The following is a 17,833-nucleotide window of genomic DNA, read 5'->3' on the forward strand; positions in this document are numbered from 1 at the left end:
TTGACGACCGCGTTTCCTCTGGTCTTGAGCCCTTCGGTGAACTCAACCAAAAGCAGTCCCGCCGGTTCAAGTGAATCCATTGAAACGCTCGTTGAGAACGCCGCAACGGCACCAACCGGCCCCTTCCGGACCTCGATCGATGGCTAACACGAGCATTCTGGTGCTTAAGAAGCTCCCCGCTCCGGTGCCTCACTCTCGATGCAGGATCGGAACGTTGTTGACGCCTCGTTTTTTCGACCCACCGTTTCTCTCCGTCGCGGTTGGCATCACGCGGCGACATTCGACACGCAAGCCTTTGAAATTGTCCCTAAGACAAAACATGGCCGCGTCCATATCGCCACGCCCTGTAAAACGGTCACAGAATCGCATCACGTCTGGTCTGCAAGACGTCAAGATCTCTTCCGATCTTCGTTCTCGCGCGCTAGCGTATCCCGTGCACCACGTTGCTGTGATCGCAACAAGGGCAGTGACATGGCAAGGCGCACGGTAAGCCCAACCCGTTCGCCGCTTTTGGCTCAACAGAACTCTCTTAAGCTGCATAACCTTCACTATCGTTATTTGCCTCGCAAGTATTACCTGTTTAGGAAAGCAGGCTGCCGCATCGGCAGGAGCGGCCGGCGTCATTTGTGGTACTTCCGAATCATCGTTGCATCGCGCGTCAGCCTTGTTGCCAACATCAAGGCGCAACGCAGGCTAGCTACATTTGCAGCGGGCGCCACCCACTTTAGGCATTGTGTCTAACCTTGTGACATTTGCGACGTTAGTTCCCAACATGACATTCCTGCAAAGGCGCCGATCCTGCTTGGCACTGCCTACAACCTGACGCTACGGTCGATTCAAGCACTTTGATCGTCGAACGGCGACAATACAATCCAAGATAGGCATACCCATATCTTGACGGGAGCTCGCAAGTGGGTTCCTCGACAATTGCACGCTTCACCGGCCGCAGCGCACACGAAACGTCATCCAGCGCCGACCGATAATTGCTCGGCTACGCTGGAGCGCAACGCATAGTTGAAGGCTTCGCATGGCCACATGATTCCGTCGCGTTCATGACGCGACGAATTGCGTCGACGCTCCGCCTTTTTGTTCGGCGTCCTACTAAGTTGCAAGCCTGCACGCCCAAAATCGAGAAACCGACAGCTTTACGGCTCGCTCAAAGGTTCAAATCACAGGCCGAAATACACTTCGTCAGGATGGCCATCGTCGCGTGTGTGACAGTCGGTAGATCCCAAAGATTCGAGCCGACTGCTGCCATTCCTGTAATTGTTCAAGACCAATCAACGGACAGCCCCTGAACTCCACTGGCACGGCGGTTGCTACTACACAGCGACAGCGGATCAGACTAGGTGAGCACACCCCGAGCAGAAGTCGCTCGTCTCTGACTGCTGGGAGTGATTTCGGCGATAAGCAGGCTAGTACGACCCCGCACTCTGTTCGCGACTTCCACGAATTACAACAAGGGCAAGCCAAGGATGAGGAAATCAGTGGCACGAAAGCTTTACATCGCAGCCAAGTTATGTGTTATGGCCGCTGGGATCCTGGCCTCGTCAACAGCAGGCGCCGATGATGATTTGATGAGTGCGGCGAGGCAGATTTTCAAGCCGATCCCCTCTATCGTTCCTGCGGTCAAGGACAACCCTATTACCCACGATAAGGTTGCACTCGGCAAGGCCCTATTCTTCGATCCGAGGCTATCGGCGAGCGGGGTCATTAGCTGCAACACGTGTCACAACCTTGGGACCGGTGGAGCAGATGCCGGCCCGAGGTCGGTTGGTCATCGCTGGCAGCTAGGTTCACGTCGCGCGCCAACGGTCTATAACGCAGTCTTCAATGTGGCACAGTTCTGGGACGGGCGCGCGGCTGACCTCAAGACGCAAGCCGCAGGCCCCGTCCAGGCCAGTACGGAAATGAATGCGACGCCCGCTCGCCTTCTCAATACGCTGAACTCAATGACCGATTATATCGTCATGTTCAGCAAGGCGTTCCCTAACGATGCGACGCCCATTACCTTTGACAACTTCGCCAAGGCCATCGAGGCTTTCGAGGCGACCTTGATCACGCCCGCCGCTCCCTTCGATCAATACCTCGAGGGCGATGCGTATGCTCTCAGCGCTCAGCAGAAAGCAGGATTAAAGCTGTTCATAGAAAGGGGATGCTCAACTTGCCACAATGGTATCAACGTCGGCGGCCAGGACTACTTCCCGTTCGGCGTGACGGAACGGCCAATTACAAGCCTGCTGCCGAGAGACGACAAGGGCCGTTTCGCCGTCACCAAGGTACCCAGCGACGAGTATGTTTTCCGCTCCGCGCCGTTGCGCAACGTCGCATTGCGTCCTCCCTACTTCCATTCGGGCCAAGTTTGGAGCCTTAAGCAAGCTGTCGGCGTGATGAGTGAGATACAACTCGGCGCGAAGCTCAACGATACAGAAAAAGACGACATCGTCGCGTTTCTAAATTCACTCACCGGGCAGCTGCCTAGGATCGATTATCCGATATTGCCCGTGCGCACCGACACAACGCCAAAGCCCTCTATGGACAAATAGGCCAAATGGGCTGTCAACTTACAGAGCCAGGCTCGTCAACTTGCCAAGGAAAGATGGCGCGGGCACTCAAGCCTCCCGCAGCGAAATCAAAGTACACTGTATCAAGCTGAAGCTTACAGTAAAAAAATCTGGCTCTGAGTTCCTCCGGCTTGCCTAAGCGCTCCCGCCTCTCGAGGCTCATTTGGAGCGAGGACCGGGCGCGACGTCGCGGGGCGTCGCAATGCCGACCGTCGCGCGCGCGGCGTTCTCGCGCCCCGATTTTGGGCCAATTGATGAGGCCACCGCAAACCCATCTTTGTTGTCGGCATCAGCAGCTGCGTGCGCCAATCAGGAAGGAAGTACGCATGACAGCATGCGGCGATATTCGAGAGACCTCGTCGTAAATGGCAACGAGCATTCCTCAATTTCGAGAACGCGATCGTGGAACGCCACGGACCGGGCTGGATCTCGATGGATCGTCAGCCATCATGGCCTGATTTGCTCTTCGGCAGTTCCATTGAGCCCGCGTTCCAGTTTGGCTGGTGTTTGCTCGAGAATGTTACGGACCAAGAACTCCAGGAGCCTGAGCTGTGCATAACTTCCCGGTGTTCCGTGATCTGCGCCTGGCACATACAGCATGTCAAAGTATTTTCCCGCCTTAATAAGCCGATCGGCAAGCTGGAACGTAGCGGAGGGATCGACGTTGCGGTCCAGTTCGCCGACTATGAGAAGCAATCTACCTTGCAGTTTGGCGGCATTGTCGATGGCGGAGGATTGCGAATATTTCACCAGATCTTGTCTAGCCGGTTGTCGTAGCAGCCACTGTTCGCGACCGCGACCTTATAGAAATCAGGATGGAAGAGTAACGCGCTCACCGCGTTCTGCCCACCGGCGGAAGCGCCAAAAATGCCGACGTTGGATATGTCATACCAGAGATACTTCGCACTCGCCGCCTTGTGCCATAGGATCCGGTCCGGAAAGCCGGCGTCCCTCAAATTTTTCCAGGCAATGTCGTGGAACGCGCGAGAGCGATGGTTGGTACCCATTCCATCGATCTGAATAACGATAAAGCCGAGTTGAGTGAGCGGTTCGATTGAAGCTGAGAAGGACTTGGGAACGAAGGAACCGGTGGGGCCTGCATAGATGTGCTCCACCACTGGATATTTCTTGCGCTAATCGAAATTAGTCGGCAAGTGAATGACGCCCCATATGTCCGTCTTGCCGTCGCGTCCCTTGGCGTTGAAGCTGAGCGGCGGCCGCCGGCCGGCGGCAATGAGCTCGGAGATCTCGGCGCTCTCAAGCTGCATCAGTTCGGCATTATCACTGGCACGGTACAGTACCATGCGGGGCGGAACGCCGATGCGTGACCACAGGTCGACATAATAGCGACCGCTAGGCGAGAACTCGATGTGATGATTGGCTGGCTCAGGCGTCAGCGGCGTGAGTCCTTTTCCATCAAAGCCAATGCGATAGGCATGGACGAAGTAGGGATCCTCCCCAGGGTTCATTCCGCTGGCGCCAAAGCAGATCTCACGCTTCACCGGATCGACACAATACACCACACGGACCACCCAATCTCCTCTGGTGATCTGGTTCTTGAGCTCGCCTGTCCTGCCGTCGAACAAATAGAGGTGCTCGTAACCATCGCGCTCCGGGGCCCAGATAATCTCATTTCCACCATCGACGTCGTAGCGAAACGTTTTTCCAGTATTCAGCTGCTTCATCACCAAAGGCTGGTAGTCGACGAGGGTCTTGCTTGCCTCATCAATCAACGCGCGCGCTCGGCCCGTGGCGGCATCAACCTCCACCAGGCGATAGAGCTGGTGGCCACGCTGATTATATTCGAAGGTAAAGCCCCGCCCGTCCTTCCACCACTGGATCGCCGAAAGACCGTAAGGATTCTGGAACGTGGCATTATCGATTGCGACCGCGCGTCGGCTGCTGACTTCAAACAGCACGGGTTGGAGCAACGCCAAGGCATCACCCGGTTTTGGATACACCATGGTCAAATGTCTGGGTTGACGCTGGTCCGCCGGCGATGATTCGAGGTAATGGACTTCCCGTTGATGGCCTGGACGGATCCGGTAGACGGCCAGGTGAGTTGAGGCTGGAGACCATGTCAGTGTCGAGAGAGCATAATAGTCACTCTCAGCTCCGTCCCAGGTCAACGGGATGTTTTGCAAACCGTCTTGGCTGCGCAAGAAGATATTGTAGTTTCGAATGCAGGCCAGCCATTTGCCGTCAGGTGATGCGCTTGTCTTGTTCGGATCGTTGTCTGCCGGCGGCGTGTCGTCATAGGGCTCTGCTCATTGGCGCCCGAGTGCATTGCATTGCCGGTGCAGGTATAGCTTGCAAGCTCGCAGCTCCAACGCGTACTCTCGAGGTCGAAGCTCATCCTGCCACCCTTGTCGGTCAGCTCGAAATGGTCGAACGGAAGATCCTCGGGCTGATAGTTCTGGTGGCTCGCTCTGTTCAGAGCAGCCGCGAGTCCGGCTTGATCAAAAGCGGGCTGCTTTACGCCTTTTTCGGCATCAACCAAGATAAACTGGTGCTCGCCATGGGTCGTCCGCCGATAGACGAACGCCTCGCGCTCGCCGAGCCAAAACGGTACGTCGGGGACATTGACGGTAAGCTGGCCATATCGGTCTGCGGTCGTCAGTGCACGCTCGTAATCCGACCGCGCGAGGGGCACATTCACGACATCCTCCGCCGCGTGCGCCTGCGCGGCTTTGCACTCCTGCTGAGCCAACAGCGCAAGCATTAAGGCAACCAATCCGTACATTATGATTCACCTCCCCTCTTAGTGCGCGGACCCCGATGCGAGGTCACTTCGCGATTGATGCGCAGCTCTTCGGTGCGGCTGGCCTTCTTGCACTTTAAGCGACATGCCCCTTCGGCTCAGCCTCGGGCGGATTAGTACCTGACGAACATTCGGCTCGGCGGCTCGCCAGCAGCGACAAGCGCCTCCAACAATCCTCACACAGCAACATGAGCAAACGCCGCGCGCCATTTGCAACGAACGCTGCAGCGCCGACATTGTCACATTACTTCCGTGCTGCTTATGCTGAGCAGAATCTGTGCCAACTGTATATCGCTGCGGTTTACTCTGCGCACAGGTTCGCTGATTATTCCGAAACAAGGTGCGCATCTGAGGCCCAGCACAACACGCATGCTGCGCGTGGTCACCCGTGGCGAATGACTTCGAGGAATGCCATTGCGTTGGGAGTTATTTGTCCCGTCTATTGGCAAACCACTCAAATAGCCTCTGGGACTTCGGGCAACATGGACCGCGCCGAGCTATAGATCGACGCTGGGTCAAATCCGACGACAACTCACGCGATGCCGTGGAGACATTCGCGGCAATCCATCGCAGATCATCCTCGACACGTTGGCCGCCGGCCGCCGACGAAATGTACGCATTGAGAGCTTCTGGCGTATGGCGATATCGTAGGATATATTGCTGGCTTTCGATGCCGATTCTGACGAACTAACGCGCGCACTTGGAACAGCTCGAAGCAAATCGTGCGCTTGTCGGCGTCAGGCGCGAGGATTTTTCTGAGCGCCTATAAGCGCGCCGCCGCTGCTCGCGAGCCAGTCCGCCAGCGGGTACCGCGTGTTCAAAATGAATGTGCCGTACGATCTAACAACGCGACGCTCGCCGCTTCCTTCGCCACAAGCGCCGGTGTAGTCACAATTCATTAGATACCCGGCGGCTCTGCCTCGCCAGATCGCGCGCTCCGATCTCAACGGTTATCGGGGCCAGGCGGTAGGTGTCGCCGATCAGACGGATCACATCACCTCCGTTGACACTTCGTTGACCATCGCGGCGGCCGCCGCAAGTGACGGGCTTGCAGCGGTCAACCCAATGTCGGCATCAGTACAGATGACCCTAGTGGGCGTCGTCGGATCCGTCTCCAAGACTGCGATGTCGCAATCTCAATACGGTGACTGCGGAGCGCTACTGCGCAGTGGGGCGATAGTCATGGCTTCTTGGCTTCTCCTATGTGCCCGCATCAGGACACGAGAGCGGTCCAGGCAGCGGGAGCAAGCGATTGTTCGCATGCGAAACCACCTGCGTGCTGGTGATGAGATCATGAGATCATCCGTGAGTTCGCGTGTGAGGCGTCGCCGTTGCAAGGGCGATCGCGCTAGGGGCGCGGACAAGGGCTAGATGTGATGCTCATGAGCTCGGGGTAAGGCGGATTTTTGAAAGGTCCGCCCAAGAGATCACTAACCTTCTAGCTATGTGGTCAAATCCAGCCGATGAGCGCCCCTTTTGTCGGCGCGGATCAGACGGACGACAAATTGTAGCGACGCCTCCAACACCGTTCTCGACGCAAGAGCCGACGGCATCATCTTCAGTATCTATCTCGTCCGTCCTGCGTGGCCGGTTGACGACGCGAACGTCTGAAACCCGACGACACGATGCGGCCATTCCACACGCTGGGTGGGACATATAAGAGTTTCACCATGAGCCAAGCGGGTCGTGCGCCATTTTTTCGAACCGGCACGCAGATTGCTGGCTGAGGAGCAAGGAGCTGTCGCGACGAAAGCAGTCGCGGCGGTCCATCTTCGGGGTCCCAATGAGGTTTATCCGGTTGATCCTATTCGATCTGGCTTTGATGCTGCTTGCGCCTGACGTTGCGGAAGCCATGAATGTGGGCACCGGCGCACACTTCACATTGGTCACCAAAGCTGTGGCGCCTTTCAAGCCGATTGCCGGCCCCGAGGCGGTATCAAGCTCTGGCGATAGCCGACACCTCTACAGCCAAACGACGCAAGCCTTGCCAGTTCAGCCAGCGGACAACCGGCGTCCAGCCAAGCTGGCTGAGGATTCCGCGGTATTGGAATCCCGCCTTGCGTGTGCGATCGGTATGCGCGCCCGGCATTGTCACGATTCTCGATGGCACGGAAACGCTCAAGATGCCGGCTGCCGTAACACCCGATCTGCAATGCTGCCGCCGCGCCTGTTGGCCTCCTCGGGGCGAAGACGCCGCGCTGGAGCCAAGCAGACTGGATTGTCGGCGGCATGGTGTTCATTGCCTTTGCGGCCATTCTCCTCGTGATTTGATGGCAAGATGCAGCATAGGCGTGGGCAGGTGAGAGAACCAAGACCGGGCTATATCGAAGTCGCCTTCAACGGTGCTCCCGCAGGCATCCCGCTGGACGCGCAATTCAGCGCCCCGGCCAAAGGTGTCACGGCCGTTTTCGGTCCTCCGGGGTGCGGCAAGACCACGCTCGCGCGTTGCATCGCCGGCATCCAGCATCTACCGAGTGGATTCTGTGGCGTCGATGGCGAAATTTGGCAGAACGAGACGACGTTTCGGCCGCCTCATCTGCGTCCTGTCGCATACGTATTTCAGCGACCCATTCTTTTTTCTCATTTGTCTGTCAAGCGCACCCTTCTGTACAACGCATCGAAATCGAGAGCGACACTGATCGACTTTGATGGTGTGGTTAAGTTGCTCGACTTGGCGCCACTGCTTGACTGTTCCCCGTCACATCTTTCTGGCGTCCAGCGACAGCGACTTGCCCTAGGCAGCGCGCTACTAGCCCAACCGCGGCTACTTTTGCTGGACGACCCGCTCATTGTGCTCGACCGCCCCGCCAAACACGAGATTCTGCCATTTCTCGAGCGCATGCGGGAAGAGCTCACGTTGCCGATGATCTATATCTGTCATGACATGGCTGACATCGAACGCTTTGCCGATCATCTCGTCATGATGAAAGATGGCATGGTGACCGCGGCCGGACCGCTTCAAGTCGTTCAAAGTGATCCAGCGCTTGCCGCGCGTGGCGAAGCGGCGGTTTGCGTTGATACCGTGGTCGGCGGCTACGACGGGCGCTATGGACTCATCATCGCCCGCCTCAGAGGCGCGCGTCTGCTGATACCTGGGCCGCCGCTCAGACCTGGCGCGCAGCTACGGCTGCGCATCGCGGCCACCGATGTCAGCATCGTGCGTGAGACTCCGCGCGCAAGCTCCTTCCTGAATGTCTTTCCGGCACGCATCAAAGCCTCCCTTCCGTTCGACGAATCGGAGGTCACGTTGGTTCTAGCGCTCGAAACTGGCCGTTCGGGCGTGCCGCTTTTGGCCCGCATCACACGCCGCTCTTTTGATGTGCTAGGGCTCAGCAACGGAATGGACGTATTCGCCGAGGTCGCGCGAGCCTTGCCGGTCTCACCCCCCGAGCGGTTGCTCATAACGCCTGCAACACCACTAGGAGATGCTCTACAACGGAGCGCCGACACACGAAATGAACAGAAATCGGATCATGGCCATGATCGACAATTTTGACAGTATCGACCCGACAGCTGTGGCCGCGATTCTCTACCAGCCAGAGGACGACGCCGATAAACTGCTTGCCGATTTCGTCCAGGATCTCGCGCGGCATGACGTACGTGTCGGCGGCATCGTCCAGCGGCACTTCAGAAATGCAAACGGCACGCACGTTATGCTCGCTGTCGACGTCTCGACAGGGCGAGAGATCTCGATTTCCCAGCTACTCGGCAGCGGAGCCGCGTCCTGTAAGCTCGATACAAACGGACTGGCTGAGGCCGCAATTATCGTTTCCCAAGCGCTTCGCGACAAAGTCGATCTCGTCGTGATCAGCAAATTCGCCAAACAAGAGGCGGTTGGCCGCGGCCTGCGCGCTGAATTTGTTGACGCGATCACTCGGGGTGTGCCGCTCCTGACAGCTGTTCCGCAAAAATGTCTTTCCGACTGGAGAGCTTTTATGGGTGATGTTGGCACGCTGCTCCTTTGCGATCGTCAAGCCGTAGAGGATTGGTGGCGCGACGTCGCCGCTCGCCCGGCGCGACGCCGCGCCTTCAGTCCTAGGTGGAGCTATTTGGGGACTATGATACCGGACAGCTTGACGACGGCTGCGAGAATATCGCCAAGGGCGGCTCCGGAATCGCCGGTTGCGCTCATTCGCGGCATACGAAAGCAACCTTAGCTTCGCGGCCGTTTCACACCGTGAGATATCATGATGCTCTGCGCGGGCGCCGAGGATCCGTTCTCGGTCGGCAGTTAGCCGTTTCAACCAGCGGTTCAATCGCTGGTCGAGGAATTTGGCTGCGACTTTTTAACTGCGGTACCCACTCGTGACTTCCGCGGCGCTCACCGACCGTTCCAAGCGATCGAGCATCGCGTTTCCACGCGGCATGATAGAGGTGGATGTGAGAGCCATCAGACCTTACGATCAAATGCCTGCAGCCCGGTCGCTGGTTCGCTTCGTTGCGACAATCCGATCTAGAGAACGGATGGCATATAGCTTGCTTCACTAGTGGCGGCACAACTTACGCAAAGCAAACTTGTGAGGTCAGCATGCTCGGAATTGGAAGTCAGTTGCCGCCGTTCGAAATCACGGGCGTGAAGCCGGGCTTTCAGGCGCAGGAAGAAGAAGGACACAGCGCGTTCGAGACGCTGACAGAAACGAGCTTCCCCGAAAAATGGAAGATCATCTTTTTCTACCCCAAGGATTTCACGTTCGTCTGTCCGACCGAGATCGCGGAATTCGGCCGGCTATCCAAAGAATTCGCCGATCGCGATGCTGTCGTAATGGGTGGTTCGACTGACAATGAGTTCTGCAAGCTTGCCTGGCGGCGCTCGCATGCAGACCTGCACAATCTACCGATTTGGCAGTTTGCCGACACAAAAGGGACCTTAGTCGATGGCCTTGGCGTGCGTTCGCCCGAGGGCGTCGCCTATCGCTACACCTTTATCGTCGACCCCGACAACACAATCCAACACATCTATGCGACCAATCTGAATGTCGGGCGTAGCCCCAAGGACACGCTCCGCGTTCTGGACGCTTTGCAAACCGACGAACTCTGTCCCTGCAACCGCGAAGTCGGCGGCGAGACACTGAAGGTTGCGTGAGGCAGCATGTCGTCGATTGAGCAGTTGAATGAGACGATTCCCAATTTCGCCAAGGACGTCAGGCTTAACTTGGCGTCCTTGCTGGCCGATGATACGCTGTCGCCGCAGCGACAATACGGCCTGCTGCTGGCGAGCGCGATTGCCACGCGCAATGCAGCCCTGATTTCCGCGATCGAAGCGGCAGCCTCCGCCGTGATGACGCCTGCGGCGATCGCCGCAGCGAAATCCGCAGCCTCTGTGATGGCGATGAACAACGTCTACTACCGATTCGTTCACCTCGTATCCAACCCGGAATATAAGGCCATGCCGCCACGGCTGCGCATGAACGTGATCGGCAATCCCGGCGTGGATAAGTCCGATTTCGAGCTGTGGTCGCTGGCGGTCTCGGCCATAAACGGCTGCGGTGCCTGTGTCGACGCTCACGAGAAGACGCTGCGGGCTGAGGGCGTCAGTACCGGAGTGATCCAGACTGCCGTGCGCTTTGCTGCGATTGTGCAATCAGTGGCGGTTGCGATCGAGGCCGCCGGCCCCGCCCCCTCCAAGGCGACGGGCTGAATTTCCTTTGCGCCGTCGGATCGACGCCGTTTGTGGCACCAATCAATGGTGCCACAACCAATGCTTCGCCGGTCCGGAGCGAATGTAATATGCTCAAGCTGTGTCTTGCGGGGCGTCCTCCACGGCTGCGCGCCGTTCAAATTTCATCTGCAGTGCTGATGAGCCAAAATGCCCACAAAAGCGGTGAAATCCCCCATCGCATGGCGATCACACCGCGGCCCTTCGTTGCACTTCACCCAAACTTGAACAGCACGCCGTAACCGCCGCGCGGATAACTCCACTTGATGTCGCCGGTGGGTTCGGCGATCACGCGGCAGGTTCCGCACTCAATGCAGCCGTCGACGGTTATCTCGACTTGGCCGTTGTCGTTGAGTTCGTAGCATCGCGCGGGACAGGCGTTCAAAAGCGCAAGTAGCTGTGGCGACGGCGTCGTGTGCGCGCGCACCGTGACGTGAGGACGACCGACGTCGACAAGATAGCGGTTGTAGTACAGCTTGTCTTCGACGCGCACTATGGGCTCGACATTCATGCTTTGACCTTCCATTGCTGAACTTCACACTGTTGGCGGTCAGCGCCAGGCCCGGGTAAAACGACACGCATCGCCGAACAGACCAGTCCATGACCGCGCCTTGACGAAGGATTTCAAGGTCGCCTTCTCCTTCTCAACTTTCGGCGTACCATCGACACGTACAAAGTTCTGCAGCGCCTTGGAGATAAGCTGCGGATAGGTAAGGAAGAAGTTTTGCGAATGGGTGTGCATCAACATCGGCATGTCTTTGTACTTCTTGAGGTCCTTGATGACAAAGGACTCGTCCAGCATCTTCTTGTAGAGCGACAGATTTGTCGCGGTCATCGGCTCGCGGCGCGATTGTACCTGGGCGATCGCTTCGGCTGCGATGCGGCCTGAGGTCATCGCAAGATTGGAACCTTCGCGATGAATGGCATTGTTGAGCTGTGCCGCGTCCCCCACCACCACCCAGCCCTCGCCGTAGAGCTGCGGGATTGCCTTGTAACCGCCTTCAGGAATGAGATGCGCCGCATATTCCTTGACTTCGGAACCTGCGATGAGCGGCGCCACGGACGGATGCCGCTTGAAATGATCGAGCATACCGTAGGGCGTCTGGGCGGTGCGCTGGAAATCAGCGACGAGACAGCCGATGCCGAGCGAAATGCACTCCTTGTTGGCATAGATGAAGCCCATTCCGGTCATGCCGCGAGAAATGGTACCGGCCGCCTCGATCACAACGCCTTCGTCGCCCTTGAGATTGAAGCGCGCCTCGATAGTCTCGCGAGGCAAAAAGTGCATTTCCTTCACCGCGAGTGCAACATTATCGGGTTTTGGCCGCGACCGCAGGCCCGCGCGCGTCCCGAGCAGGCCATTGACGCCCTCGGCCAGCACGACGACGTCGGCGTGTATTTCGCCGTCGCGGCGATCTGTACGAACCCCGACGATCCTCTCACGGTCGTCCCGTACGAGCTCGGTGACTGTCGTCTCGCACAGCACCGTCGCGCCGGCCTCCCGCACTTTCGAGGAGAACCATTTGTCAAACTGCGCGCGGATGATCGTGTATCTGTTCGGCCGCTCCTCGTTGAAGTCATCCGAGCGGTAGTGCATGCCGACATGGGAGCGATCATCCATCATCCAGAACCGCTGTTCGACCAGATGGCGTTCGAGCGGCGCCTCCTCGCGAAACTCGGGGATCAGCTTTTCCATCATGTCGGCATAGAGAATTGCGCCCTGCACATTCTTCGATCCCGGATATTCGCCTCGCTCGAGCTGCAGCACCTTCATGCCGCGCTTGGCCAGAGTCAACGCCGCCGCGTTTCCGGCCATACCGGCTCCGACCACGATCGCATCGAACCTCTCTTCAATCATCACAGCATCTCCTCTAGACCGCGAGCCGGGCGCGCGACTCCGGCAACAGCCTGGCGCGAAATGCGGCCGTCAACGACGGGAGCAACTGCATGGCATCGCTGACGATCGCGACATGGGCGAAGTCGAAGATCGGCGCGTTCTTGTCGGTATTGATGGCGACAATCAGGTCCGCACCTTCCACGCCGACCCTGTGCTGGATCGCGCCGGAAATGCCGGCCGCAATATAGAGCTTTGGCCGGATGGTCTTGCCGGTCTGGCCGATCTGCCGATCAGACGTTACCCATCCCTTCTGCACCAGAGGACGCGAGCAGCCATACTCGGCGCCAAGCAAAGTTGCCAGTTCGCGCACCAGCCGAAAATTCTCGGGCGATCGCAGTCCCAAGCCGCCGGCGACTACGACATCGGCATAGGCCAGATTTGACGTTTCGGAGTCGCGGTCGGGAATGAACGTCAGCACCTTCGTGACGATATCATCTTCAACAAGGTCAAGCGGATGGATGATGATACGAGCGGCATCGCGTACGACGCGCTCCGGCATCGGCATGACGCGCGGGCGGACGGTTGCCATCTGCGGACGATAGTTCAAGGTATAAATCGTACACAGCAGCGAGCCGCCAAAGGTCGGACGCGTCGCCGCAAGCGAACCATCGGCGTCGACGTCGAGCGCAGTACAGTCGGCTGTGAGTCCCGTCGACAAGGTGGTGGCCACCGAACCTGCAAGATCGCGACCGAGTGTCGTCGCGCCTAACAACAGGATCTCAGGCTTGTAGGTGTTGACGAGTTCGGTTAGCGCTTTGGTATATGATTCGTTGCGGTAATCCGACAATACATTATCGCTCACGAGATAGGCCAGATCGGCGCCATAACAAAATGACTCCAGCGCGGCGTTACGCGTCGGCTGCCCCTCCGGACCGATAACGACCGCGGCGAGATTCACCTTCAGCCTGTCGGCAAGCCTGCGCCCCGCTCCCATGAGCTCCCAGGAAACCGGATGCACCTGGCCACGCTCCTGCTCGACGAAAACCCAGACATGCTTGTAGGCCTTAAAGTGCTCCGGCAGTTCCTTTTTGGCCGCCGCGCGGCCGGCCGCCGCCGGCGCGGCCGTTTTGGTGACATTGCTCATGCTTTAGATTCCCCTCAAAAATACGCGCGACCGCGCCACAGGATTGGTTTCTACTTCGGTTGGCTGAAGGTCACTTTTGATCAGCAGATGGCCGGCTTCTCGGTGGTCCCGCCTGCCCGGCGCGGCCCGACCGCGCAACGAGAGGCGTCGCACGGGGTGAACGTGCCGGGCGGGCCGAGTTCCGAGAGAGCCCCGAGACAGGCTTCTTGCGCGCTCTATTCGACAAGCGCCAGCGAGGCGGCCTGGCCGCTGCGATCACTCTAATTGACTCTCTCCATGCCTGAGTACGCCGGTTCGCTTGCTGCGCAATAGCTGCACCTTGCTTTCGGCCTAGCGCGCCACATCGGCCGTGACGATCCGGCCGATCTTGCCACCGCACTTTCATGCGATGAGTGCTCGGCCGCCAGCGCCGCTGACTCGCAGGGTCCTGGCGCATGTTGCTATCGGCTCTGGGGTGGATGTGGATCTGCGCGCAAGTGGACACCCGCCCGATGCGAACGATGATGCGCATACGCTCCCCAGGTGTAGCGTGGACAGGCGGCTTACCCATCGCCCCCCATCGCGGACTCGATCGTCGCTTCAATCGCGTCACAAGCCATTTCGGGTGACACTGCGCGAGTGTGAGCCACGAGATGATGCCGCACAACTCGGCCGGCAGTAGACGTAACGTGAAAGGTCTTCCTTCAAATCTCATCTCGGACGGCTACCATTTGTCTGCATCGATGACCGGATCGACACGACAACAGCAAGTGTCGTACCAGTTGCAAGAATCAAGGAAGATTAGGCGAACGCAATGACTTAGGAGACACTTGGAGTGGTTGCTAATCCCCAAGACACGACCAGGCTGGACATGGGTCGGGAATACGACAGCGCCGCGCGAGTCATGGCTGCAGAGAGTTGATCTGAAAGAAGACGAGTGCTGCACGAGGGATCATCACCACGCCACTTGGGACAAACTTCGGGGCGCGAGATCACTTCAGCTCGCTCAATGGGACAAAGGCCGTCGGCTTGTCATGGTCTGCGACAGCATCCTTCAAAACCTTGAACACCCGCTGGTCGATTGGCGACGATGCCACGAAGTCAGCATAGGCCTGCTCCAGCATCGCTTTGCAACGAGCTCTGATGTCCGGCTCTGCGGCACCAGCGAGTTGCTCGTTGGCAAGATATTGTCCCATGCGCTTTAGGATGTGAAGGCGCGCGACATTGACGATCCCGGGGTCGTATTCGACGCCCAGCAGTGAAAAGAACTCTTCCGCCGATGAGGCTTTGTTGAGCCGATCCAGGATACTGGCTGCTGAGTGCGAGTTACTCATCGAAAACTCCCCTTTGAATTGGCACGTGGACGGTCGGCGACAACGCAGCCGTGCTTGGTGATCCTGCTGCAGCCCCACCTCGCACAACTATGCGGACGCAGGCCGTCGTTGCCGCCGATCAACGATGCCCGATACTGTCCTCGCGGCGCTTGGTTTTCGAATGCCTGTCTAGATCCTGCTGGGCGCGCCTCTTCACGCGGGGTGGGGCGACAAGCATCCGCATACATCGCGCCAGATCGCCGCTACTGTTTCGCGCTCGACCGGCACCTTGTGCTCTATGGCATGCTTGCGGACTTGCGCCAGGATTTGTCTGGCCTGGTCGGCGCTGGCGACGAGCTGTAATTCATTGAGCAACGCGGTGATCGCCGAGAGCCCGGAATGCTTGCCGATCACAAAACTGTTGCGGCGCCCAAGCAGAACCGGATCAAGCGACTGGTAGGTACGTTGATCCTTTAGAAGACCATCCACATGAATGCCCGATTCATGCGTAAAAACATGCTCTCCGACGATGGCTTTGTTCAGAGGAATCGCACGTGCGGCTGCGGCTGCAACCACCGCGGCGACGTTCTCGAGCTCTGGCATTATGATCCCGGTCTCGTGCCTGTAGAGCTGCTTGAGCGCGACCGCAACTTCCTCGAGCGGTGCATTTCCAGCCCGTTCGCCGAGGCCGATAACGGTTACTGAGGCGTGGCTCGCGCCGGCCTTGATGGCGGAGAGCGTATTGGCGGTTGCGAGGCCGAGATCGTCGTGACCATGAAACTCGAGTTCGAGATCCGTGGTCGCCCGCAAATTTCCGACCAGCGCGGAGGTTGTGTCCGGGTCGAGCACACTGAGCGTATCGGCAATACGAAAGCGACGCGCTCCCGCCGCTTTTGCCGCGGCTATCAGCCTGATGAGAAAATCGATGTCGGCGCGAGAGGAGTCCTCGCCGCCGACGGCAACCTCAAGTCCCCGCTCACGTGCATAACCTACCACTCGCTTCACTTGTTCCAGCGCCAGGTCGCGACGACCGCCAAGCTTGGCCGCGATCTGGACATCGGAACTCGGGATCGACATATTGACCATGGACACCTTCGCTTCGATCGCCGCGTCGATATCGGCTTCGCGCATCCGGCACCAGCCTATGGTGGTCAGCGGAAGCTCTGCTTCGACGATCGCGCGGATGGCAATGATCTCCTCGTTGCCCATCGCGGGCGTTCCCGCCTCGATCTCCGTCACGCCGGCCCGCGCCAGCGCCTGCGCGATCGCCAGCTTTTCCTCTGTGGTGAACGCAACGCCAGGCGCCTGCTCGCCGTCGCGTAACGTCGTGTCGTTGAGCACGGTCGGCTTGGCGCTCGCCTGCTCGGGCCAAGCCGGCTTGGCGGTCTTGGTGGCGGCCATCACGAAAGGGCTCCTCATTGCTTTTGACCCGGATACCCTTCAGCAACCCCCATGCCAGCCCGCCATTCTTGGCAACCCGTTGAAAAAGATACGCTCTCTTCCTCGGCCAGCTTCCCTTCGCAAATGGATTGTCGCAAACGCGACAGGCTTATGAAGCGCACGCCTCACCTTGCCTCTTGCAACGCCGAACGCAAATGTTAGCTCGATTGCGGCACGCCGGGGGGGCAGGAATTGTCGCGGAGCATTTGTGGCCCGGCACCGCCCTAGACCCATGGTTGCGCGCATCGAACGCCGTTCGCCGCGCCCTCCAGCTCCTGCGGGACTCGCCAAAGCTCGCGCGGGGTTCTAGCTGACTGGGCGATCGCGTCTTGCAACAGCTTAAATGGGCCAGTCAACGCTGATGACAGGGCGAGCCGCCTGCAACAGAACGTCGCGCCGGCGTTCTGCCATCCGGCTCTCGCCGCTTTCTTCGCCGAAGCAGAGATTGAAGTCGTTACATTGCGTGCAAACGGGCGTTGTGCACATGACGAGGCCTTCATCCTCGCACAGCGAGCGGTAGAAGAAGCGCTTCCAGCGCATATTGTTGTTATTACGTGCTGCGAGCGGCGCGAAGTGGCGGCTCAGCAGCCGAGAGAGTTCGCCGCGATTGCGTAATCCGAGATCTTTCCACAAGTGGTCTGGCTCTATGGCGCGGCGTGCAATCATCGCGGCCAGCCACCCCCCGATACGCTCTTCCGTTGAGCGTTGCTTGAGCAAGAGATCGCGCACCATTGCGATTTCGTCGTTCTCATCGCACTTGAAAGCCAGGAGCTGCTCTGAGATCTTGACCCCGATCGATGGAAAATAGCGCTCCAGCAGAGCCGCCAGCTCGTGGCCGGACAGGCCGGCCCGCTCGGGAAGCGGACCACCATCCATCGAGGCGACCGCCAGAATTGACGCCAGGACATGGCAATCGAAATTGCTGTCGCTCGCAATGTCGGCCTCGTCAGGAGGCACACCGTTGAGCGCTCGGTAGGTCGCTATTCCTCTTTGCACCTTGCTGCCCGCGTCGGCGCAAGCAGCTACAAACGGTTGGAAGTTCGCTTCAGGCATGAATTTTTTTAGAGCGGTCACGTGTGCCCCGCCCCATTCTAGCTGGCCGGGTGATCGTCAGAATGCCGGTCTCCCCGGATGGGGGG

The 17,833-nt window shown here is 58.6% G+C and carries 11 protein-coding genes and 1 pseudogene; 5 read left to right on the forward strand and 7 right to left on the reverse strand.

Going from position 1 to position 17,833, the window contains the following annotated elements; translation table 11 throughout:
* The first annotated feature begins 1,526 nt into the window (after positions 1-1,526).
* Positions 1,527-2,546, forward strand: a complete 1,020-nt coding sequence (locus tag CI41S_RS11165; protein ID WP_430642055.1) for a cytochrome-c peroxidase — start codon at positions 1,527-1,529, stop codon at positions 2,544-2,546.
* 458 nt (positions 2,547-3,004) lie between these two features.
* Here the strand turns inward: CI41S_RS11165 and CI41S_RS45250 are convergent.
* A pseudogene (locus tag CI41S_RS45250) lies at positions 3,005-5,307 on the reverse strand (DPP IV N-terminal domain-containing protein).
* A gap of 2,317 nt (positions 5,308-7,624) precedes the next feature.
* Between CI41S_RS45250 and modC the strand changes: the two are divergent.
* From modC to ahpD, 4 genes are all read left to right on the forward strand, one after another.
* The gene (gene modC, locus CI41S_RS11175) at positions 7,625-8,821 is read left to right on the forward strand and encodes a molybdenum ABC transporter ATP-binding protein (protein WP_430650015.1); all 1,197 of its coding nucleotides are present in this window, start codon (positions 7,625-7,627) and stop codon (positions 8,819-8,821) included.
* Positions 8,799-9,482: a DUF2478 domain-containing protein gene (locus CI41S_RS11180; protein WP_347339246.1), complete on the forward strand. Its 684-nt coding sequence runs from the start codon at positions 8,799-8,801 to the stop codon at positions 9,480-9,482. The genes modC and CI41S_RS11180 overlap by 23 nt, the downstream gene beginning before the upstream one ends.
* A gap of 371 nt (positions 9,483-9,853) precedes the next feature.
* Positions 9,854-10,408 carry a peroxiredoxin gene (locus CI41S_RS11185; RefSeq protein WP_139481162.1) on the forward strand — a complete coding sequence of 185 codons (555 nt, stop codon included), beginning with the start codon at positions 9,854-9,856 and terminating at the stop codon, positions 10,406-10,408.
* Positions 10,409-10,414: 6 nt separating this feature from the next.
* On the forward strand, positions 10,415-10,963 hold the full coding sequence (gene ahpD / locus CI41S_RS11190; protein ID WP_139859003.1) for an alkylhydroperoxidase, AhpD family: 549 nt from the start codon (positions 10,415-10,417) through the stop codon (positions 10,961-10,963).
* A 232-nt stretch (positions 10,964-11,195) separates the two neighbouring features.
* On the opposite strand, the gene CI41S_RS11195 is transcribed toward ahpD, so the two are convergent.
* From CI41S_RS11195 to CI41S_RS11220, 6 genes are all read right to left on the reverse strand, one after another.
* Positions 11,196-11,492: a ferredoxin family protein gene (locus tag CI41S_RS11195; protein WP_139481164.1), complete on the reverse strand. Its 297-nt coding sequence runs from the start codon at positions 11,490-11,492 to the stop codon at positions 11,196-11,198.
* A 39-nt stretch (positions 11,493-11,531) separates the two neighbouring features.
* Complete coding sequence (locus tag CI41S_RS11200) at positions 11,532-12,839, reverse strand: FAD-dependent oxidoreductase (protein WP_139481165.1); 1,308 nt, start codon at positions 12,837-12,839, stop codon at positions 11,532-11,534.
* A 13-nt stretch (positions 12,840-12,852) separates the two neighbouring features.
* Positions 12,853-13,962, reverse strand: coding sequence for an electron transfer flavoprotein subunit alpha/FixB family protein (locus CI41S_RS11205; protein WP_139481166.1), 1,110 nt, complete (start codon positions 13,960-13,962; stop codon positions 12,853-12,855).
* Positions 13,963-14,933: 971 nt separating this feature from the next.
* Positions 14,934-15,275 (reverse strand): nitrogenase stabilizing/protective protein NifW, encoded by a 342-nt coding sequence (gene nifW / locus CI41S_RS11210; RefSeq protein WP_139481167.1) that lies wholly within the window; start codon positions 15,273-15,275, stop codon positions 14,934-14,936.
* A gap of 192 nt (positions 15,276-15,467) precedes the next feature.
* The gene (gene nifV, locus CI41S_RS11215) at positions 15,468-16,655 is read right to left on the reverse strand and encodes a homocitrate synthase (protein WP_139859004.1); all 1,188 of its coding nucleotides are present in this window, start codon (positions 16,653-16,655) and stop codon (positions 15,468-15,470) included.
* 378 nt (positions 16,656-17,033) lie between these two features.
* Complete coding sequence (locus CI41S_RS11220) at positions 17,034-17,747, reverse strand: nitrogen fixation protein NifQ (protein ID WP_244626482.1); 714 nt, start codon at positions 17,745-17,747, stop codon at positions 17,034-17,036.
* Positions 17,748-17,833: the final 86 nt, after the last annotated feature.

This window comes from Bradyrhizobium ivorense (genome assembly GCF_900696085.1).
Lineage (GTDB): Bacteria > Pseudomonadota > Alphaproteobacteria > Rhizobiales > Xanthobacteraceae > Bradyrhizobium > Bradyrhizobium ivorense.

Excerpts from the sequence above, each read along its gene's own strand:
- CI41S_RS11180 (WP_347339246.1), top strand. The coding sequence starts at position 8,799 with ATGGCCATGATCGACAATTTTGACAGTATCGACCCGACAGCTGTGGCC.
- nifV (WP_139859004.1), bottom strand. The coding sequence starts at position 16,655 with ATGGCCGCCACCAAGACCGCCAAGCCGGCTTGGCCCGAGCAGGCGAGC.
- CI41S_RS11200 (WP_139481165.1), bottom strand. The coding sequence starts at position 12,839 with ATGATTGAAGAGAGGTTCGATGCGATCGTGGTCGGAGCCGGTATGGCC.
- CI41S_RS11205 (WP_139481166.1), bottom strand. The coding sequence starts at position 13,962 with ATGAGCAATGTCACCAAAACGGCCGCGCCGGCGGCGGCCGGCCGCGCG.
- nifW (WP_139481167.1), bottom strand. The coding sequence starts at position 15,275 with ATGAGTAACTCGCACTCAGCAGCCAGTATCCTGGATCGGCTCAACAAA.
- CI41S_RS11195 (WP_139481164.1), bottom strand. The coding sequence starts at position 11,492 with ATGAATGTCGAGCCCATAGTGCGCGTCGAAGACAAGCTGTACTACAAC.
- ahpD (WP_139859003.1), top strand. The coding sequence starts at position 10,415 with ATGTCGTCGATTGAGCAGTTGAATGAGACGATTCCCAATTTCGCCAAG.
- CI41S_RS11220 (WP_244626482.1), bottom strand. The coding sequence starts at position 17,747 with ATGCCTGAAGCGAACTTCCAACCGTTTGTAGCTGCTTGCGCCGACGCG.
- CI41S_RS11165 (WP_430642055.1), top strand. The coding sequence starts at position 1,527 with ATGGCCGCTGGGATCCTGGCCTCGTCAACAGCAGGCGCCGATGATGAT.
- CI41S_RS11185 (WP_139481162.1), top strand. The coding sequence starts at position 9,854 with ATGCTCGGAATTGGAAGTCAGTTGCCGCCGTTCGAAATCACGGGCGTG.